Origin of the sequence: Mesorhizobium sp. M7A.F.Ca.CA.002.15.2.1, assembly GCF_003998715.1 — a bacterium.
GTDB lineage: Bacteria > Pseudomonadota > Alphaproteobacteria > Rhizobiales > Rhizobiaceae > Mesorhizobium > Mesorhizobium ciceri.
The window spans coordinates 1-5180 of record NZ_RZPI01000396.1; the positions used below are offsets into that span (position 1 = coordinate 1).

Below are 5180 nucleotides of genomic sequence, written 5' to 3' on the forward strand. Positions count from 1 at the left end.
GGCAGTAGGGCAGTAGGGCAGTAGGGCAGTAGGGTGGCATTTCGTGAGCGCGACTTTCCGCGCACATACTGCCCTACTGCCTTACTCCCCTATTCCCTTATCTACCTGCTCCGCCGCCGCTCCGATGCCGGCTGGAATGCCACGCGGGCGTGGTACTTGCAGTAGGGACCGGTTTCGGCGGCATCGTTGCCGCAGAAATGGAAGTCCTCTGAAAGCGGATCGCCGTTCGGCCATTTGCAGGTCCGCTCGGTCAGCTCGACCAGCTGCAGATGCCGCGAGATCGGCAGCACGACATTTTCGACCGGGCGGATGTAATGGCGTGCCACGGGTTCGGCGTCGAACTGCGTCTGCAAAGCGGTCGCGCCGACCGATGTCGTGACATGGCGTGCCGTGGTTGCGGCGCGTGATACCGATTTCTGGACAGTCGATCCTTGCGCTGCCTTCTTCTGGCGTGTTGGCGTGGCGGTCGAGCGACCGCGGCCCGACAGTTTCAGCCGATGCACCTTCCCGATGACCGCATTGCGGCTGACCCCTCCAAGCTGCGCAGCAATCTGGCTTGCGCTCAGACCCTCCGACCACAGTTTTCTCAAGAGTTCTACCCGCTCGTCAGTCCAGTTCATGAGACCGCGCTCCTCTAAGCGTGCGGCAATCGGAATCCTTCTCCCGACCCGGCAACATTTGCCAGGGCAGACACCACATATATCTGGTGATTAGGTCCGCCGCACGAAATCTAGTTATTTCTCGACTACAACTACTCTATGCGCTGACTCGGTGACAAGAGTCCCAAGTGCAACACGAATCGGTTTTTTCGGTTTTCCCCAACTTGCCCGGTCGCTTATGAGCCGGCGTCCCGTCGGGGGGCTTGCCGCGCGCCACTACGCGACGTTTTCGTTGACTTCATGGCCGAAAAACAGGATAAGCCGCACAGGCCGCCGCTTTGGCGGCTTTTTTGATTTTCCGGTACCGGAGACGCATATAATGAGCGGTTCGGCGCTTTACGAGACCTTTGCTCGCGCCCCCCTGGCCTTCGACCACGGGGAAGGCACATGGCTGATTACCGACAAGGGCGAGCGATATCTCGATTTCGCCGGCGGCATCGCCGTCAATTCGCTGGGCCACAGCCATCCGCACCTGGTCGCCGCACTCACCGAGCAGGCAGCCAAGCTGTGGCATGTCTCCAACCTCTACGAGATCCCCGGGCAGAGCCGGCTTGGCGAACGGCTGGCCGACGCCACCTTCGCCGACAAGGTGTTCTTCACCAATTCCGGCGCCGAGGCGCTGGAATGCGCGATCAAGACGGCGCGGCGCTACCATTTCGTCAAAGGCCATCCCGAGCGCTTTCGCATCATCACCTTCGAAGGCGCCTTCCATGGCCGCACGCTGGCGACCATCGCGGCTGGCGGCCAGTACAAGTATCTCGAGGGCTTCGGCCCCAAGGTCGAAGGTTTCGACCAGGTCGGCTTCGACGACATTGACGCCGCCGAAAAGGCGATCACGCCGGAGACGGCCGCGATCCTGATCGAGCCGGTGCAGGGCGAGGGCGGTATCCGCCCGGTGCCGACGCAGTCGCTGAAGCGGCTCAGGCAATTGTGCGAGCAGCACGGCCTGCTGTTGATCTACGACGAGGTCCAGTGCGGCATCGGCCGCACCGGCAAGCTGTTCGCACATGAATGGTCGGGTGTAACGCCCGACATCATGGCGATTGCCAAGGGTATCGGCGGCGGCTTCCCGATGGGCGCCTGCCTTGCCACGGATGAAGCGGCGGTCGGCATGACCGCCGGCGTGCATGGCACCACGTTCGGCGGCAACCCGCTTGCCATGGCGGTCGGCAACGCCGTGCTCGATGTCGTGCTGGAAGACGGCTTCCTCGAAGATGTCCAGCGCAAGGCGCTGCTGATGAAGCAGGGTCTGGCGTCGGTCGCCGACGAGTTTCCCGAAATCATCGAGGACATCAGGGGTGCCGGGCTGATGCTCGGCCTCAAATGCGCCATGCCCAACACCAAGGTGAACATGGCCTTGCGCGACCAGCACCTGTTGACGGTTCCGGCCGGCGACAACGTCATTCGCCTGTTGCCGCCGCTCACCGTCACCGACGCCGAGATCCATGACGCGCTCAACCGCATCCGCGCCGGCGCCAAGGGCCTGGCGGAGGCGATCGCTTCCGCCGCGGCGAAGTAATCCCGGAATCATTGCTGATGTCAGTTCGCCATTTCACCGATCTTTCCACCGTTTCCGAAGGCGACCTGCGCTTGATGCTGGACGACGCGGTGGTGCGAAAGGCGCGGCTCAAGGCCGGCGAGCGCACCAAACCGCTCGAAGGCAAGGTGCTGGCGATGATCTTCGACAAGCCGTCGACGCGCACGCGCGTCTCCTTCGACGTCGGCATGCGGCAGCTCGGCGGCGAGACCATCATGCTGACCGGCACCGAGATGCAGCTCGGCCGTTCCGAGACCATCGCCGACACCGCCAAGGTGCTGTCGCGCTATGTCGATGCGATCATGATCCGCACCACCTCGCATGAGCGGCTGCTGGAATTGACAGAGAACGCCACCGTGCCGGTGATCAACGGACTGACCGACGATACCCATCCCTGCCAGCTGATGGCCGATATCATGACCTTCGAGGAACATCGCGGTCCGGTAGCCGGCAAGACCATCGCCTGGACCGGCGACGGCAACAATGTGCTGCATTCCCTGCTCGAGGCCTCGGCCCGGTTCCGCTTCAACCTCAACGTCGCCGTTCCCGAAGGCAGCGAGCCGGCGCAGAAGCATATCGATTGGTCGCAGGCGCATGGCGGCAAGCTGCACTTCACCCGCTCGCCCGAGGAAGCCGTCGATCAGGCCGACTGCATCGTCACCGATTGCTGGGTGTCGATGGGCCAGGAGCATCGCGCCCGCGGCCACAATGTGTTCTCGCCCTACCAGGTCAATGCCAAGCTGATGGCGAGAGCCAAGCCGGACGCGCTGTTCATGCACTGCCTGCCGGCGCATCGCGGCGAGGAAGTGACAGACGAGGTTATCGACGGACCGCATTCGGTGGTCTTCGACGAGGCCGAGAACCGGCTCCATGCCCAGAAGGCCGTGCTTGCCTGGTGTCTAGGCGCTTGAAGTGTCTGGGCGCTTGATCCCTGGGAGCTTGATCTGCGGGCGTGTGATGCCTATTTGCGCCGCATCACGCAAATCAAGCGCGTTTCGACGCATGCGCCCCGGAGGGCGGCATGGCCGCGCCCTGGAGCTTTGTCATGTTGGAAACCTATCAAGTGACTGAACATCACCCCAAACTCGGCGAATTCGGCTATGCCGGCGACGATCACGTCGTGCCGTTCGAGGTCGGCCCTCTCGACGTGCGCGGCCGCACGGTCCAACTCGGGCCGATGCTGGACGCCATCCTCAGCCGCCACGATTATCCCGAGCCGGTCGCCCGCCTGCTGGCGGAGGCCTGTGTGCTGACCGTGCTGCTCGGCACTTCGCTGAAGTTCGAGGGCAAGTTCATCCTGCAGACCCGCACCGACGGACCCGTCGACATGCTGGTTGCGGATTTTTCCACGCCCTCGGCGCTGCGCGCCTATGCGCGTTTCGATGCCGACCGGCTGGAAGCGCTGGTCGCGGCGGGCGAAACCTCCCAACAGACGCTGCTCGGCAGTGGCGTGCTGGCGCTGACCATCGACCAGGGCGCCCATACGCAGCGCTATCAGGGTATCGTCCAGCTCGATGGCGAGACCCTGGAAGACGCGGCACGCACCTATTTCCGTCAGTCGGAGCAGATCCCGACGGATATCAGGCTGTCGGTGGCCAAGCTTTTGACGCCCGGTCCCGGCGGCGCCCGCGAGCAATGGCGCGCCGGCGGTATCCTGGCGCAGTTCCTGCCGCAGTCGCCCGAGCGCATGCGCGTCCCGGACCTGCCGGGCGGCGATGGCGATCCGCGTGAGGAGATCCACGATCCGGTCGACAATTCCTGGCAGGAGTTGCTGGCTCTGCTCGGCACCATCGAGCCGACCGAACTGATCGACCCGACGATCGGCGCCGAGCGGCTGCTCTACAGGCTGTTCCACGAGCATGGCGTGCGCGTCTTCGGCGGCGTTCCGGTCGCCGACCAGTGCTCGTGCTCCAGGGACAAGATCCGCGGCATCCTCGAGGGTTTTTCCGCCCAGGAGATCAAGGACAGCACCGAAGACGGCGGCATCCACGTCGCCTGCGAATTCTGTTCGAAGCAATATGATTTCGACCCGGCGGAATTTGCGGCCCAGTAGAGTAGAAACCACGCCTCACCGGTCGCTCCGCGGCCGGTGAGGCGAAATCAATTCACCGTCCGCCGCGTCCCCGGCAAGTCCAGCGAAAACGCCGGAATGGCGATGTCGAACGTCTCGCCCCGCTTGTTGCGCATCGTGTAATGCCCGACCATGATGCCGGACGGTGTCGAGAGCGGGCAACCGGACGTGTACTGGTAGCTGTCGCCGGGATTGAGTTCGGGCTGGTCGCCGACCACGCCGGGGCCGCGCACTTCCTCGACCCGGCCGGTGCCGTCGGTGATGTGCCAATAGCGCGACAGAAGCTGCACGAAATCGTCCGACTGATTGTCGATCGTTATCTGATAGCCCCAGACATAGCGGTTCTCCGAGGGATCCGAACGGTCCTCCAGATAGAACGGCCTGACCTGCACTTCGATGTTGCGCGTGACGGCGCTATACATAAGCGGCTCCAAAAAACGGTTCCAGCGGAACTTTCGGCGCTCCGTGCGGTTAGGTCAACCGATCGAAGCCTCCTCTGGCCGGCCTCGCGGGCAGGTGCCGACAAAGAATGTCATTTAAGTGACATATGACAATGATGGTGTGCGCGGACTGGTGACGCGCGACTCGGGCGCTCTGCTGAACTGTTGAAACCGGTCATCTTGCGGACCGGTTTTCCTGGAGTGACCGGATCTCGATGCAACTCACTCTCATAGCCGCCACGCTTTCAACCGTCCTCATCCTCTCGAATCTCGCCAGCATCGTGCTCGCCGTGTCGCGTCTGAGACGGCGTCGCACCATTGCGCCGCCGGCCGGCAAGCCGCGGCCGGTGTCGATCGTCGTGCCGTCGCGCGGCGTCGAGCCGTTCACGCAGGAGACGCTGGAGCGCGCCTTCTCGCTCGACTGGCCGCGCTATGAGCTGATTTTCTGCGTCGCCCATGCCGACGATCCGGTG

Annotated in this window: 5 protein-coding genes and 1 pseudogene; 4 read left to right on the plus strand and 2 right to left on the minus strand. The window is 63.5% G+C overall.

Annotation, left to right across the window (positions count from 1 at the left end; translation table 11 throughout):
- Window positions 1-101: 101 nt before the first annotated feature.
- Window positions 102-620, minus strand: a complete 519-nt coding sequence (locus tag ENZ74_RS20810; protein ID WP_063170012.1) for a GcrA family cell cycle regulator — start codon at window positions 618-620, stop codon at window positions 102-104.
- A 358-nt stretch (window positions 621-978) separates the two neighbouring features.
- Here ENZ74_RS20810 and ENZ74_RS20815 point away from each other — a divergent pair, with 358 nt between their 5' ends.
- The 3 genes from ENZ74_RS20815 to ENZ74_RS20825 all read left to right on the plus strand — a co-directional run bounded on the left by ENZ74_RS20815 (window position 979) and on the right by ENZ74_RS20825 (window position 4249).
- Entirely contained in the window at window positions 979-2178 is a 1200-nt protein-coding gene (locus ENZ74_RS20815) for an aspartate aminotransferase family protein (protein WP_063170013.1), read from the plus strand.
- 17 nt (window positions 2179-2195) lie between these two features.
- Window positions 2196-3107: an ornithine carbamoyltransferase gene (gene argF / locus ENZ74_RS20820; RefSeq protein WP_013533642.1), complete on the plus strand. Its 912-nt coding sequence runs from the start codon at window positions 2196-2198 to the stop codon at window positions 3105-3107.
- Between the two features lie 110 nt (window positions 3108-3217).
- Complete coding sequence (locus ENZ74_RS20825) at window positions 3218-4249, plus strand: Hsp33 family molecular chaperone (RefSeq protein ID WP_013533641.1); 1032 nt, start codon at window positions 3218-3220, stop codon at window positions 4247-4249.
- Between the two features lie 47 nt (window positions 4250-4296).
- On the opposite strand, the gene apaG is transcribed toward ENZ74_RS20825, so the two are convergent.
- Window positions 4297-4689 (minus strand): Co2+/Mg2+ efflux protein ApaG, encoded by a 393-nt coding sequence (apaG, locus tag ENZ74_RS20830; RefSeq protein WP_013533640.1) that lies wholly within the window; start codon window positions 4687-4689, stop codon window positions 4297-4299.
- A gap of 233 nt (window positions 4690-4922) precedes the next feature.
- Between apaG and ENZ74_RS20835 the strand changes: the two are divergent.
- Window positions 4923-5180: pseudogene (locus ENZ74_RS20835) on the plus strand (ceramide glucosyltransferase); the annotation flags it as partial.

What these genes read in the sequence shown, in the direction of transcription:
- apaG (WP_013533640.1), bottom strand. Translation starts at nt 4,689, where the DNA reads ATGTATAGCGCCGTCACGCGCAACATCGAAGTGCAGGTCAGGCCGTTC.
- ENZ74_RS20810 (WP_063170012.1), bottom strand. Translation starts at nt 620, where the DNA reads ATGAACTGGACTGACGAGCGGGTAGAACTCTTGAGAAAACTGTGGTCG.
- argF (WP_013533642.1), top strand. Translation starts at nt 2,196, where the DNA reads ATGTCAGTTCGCCATTTCACCGATCTTTCCACCGTTTCCGAAGGCGAC.
- ENZ74_RS20825 (WP_013533641.1), top strand. Translation starts at nt 3,218, where the DNA reads ATGGCCGCGCCCTGGAGCTTTGTCATGTTGGAAACCTATCAAGTGACT.
- ENZ74_RS20815 (WP_063170013.1), top strand. Translation starts at nt 979, where the DNA reads ATGAGCGGTTCGGCGCTTTACGAGACCTTTGCTCGCGCCCCCCTGGCC.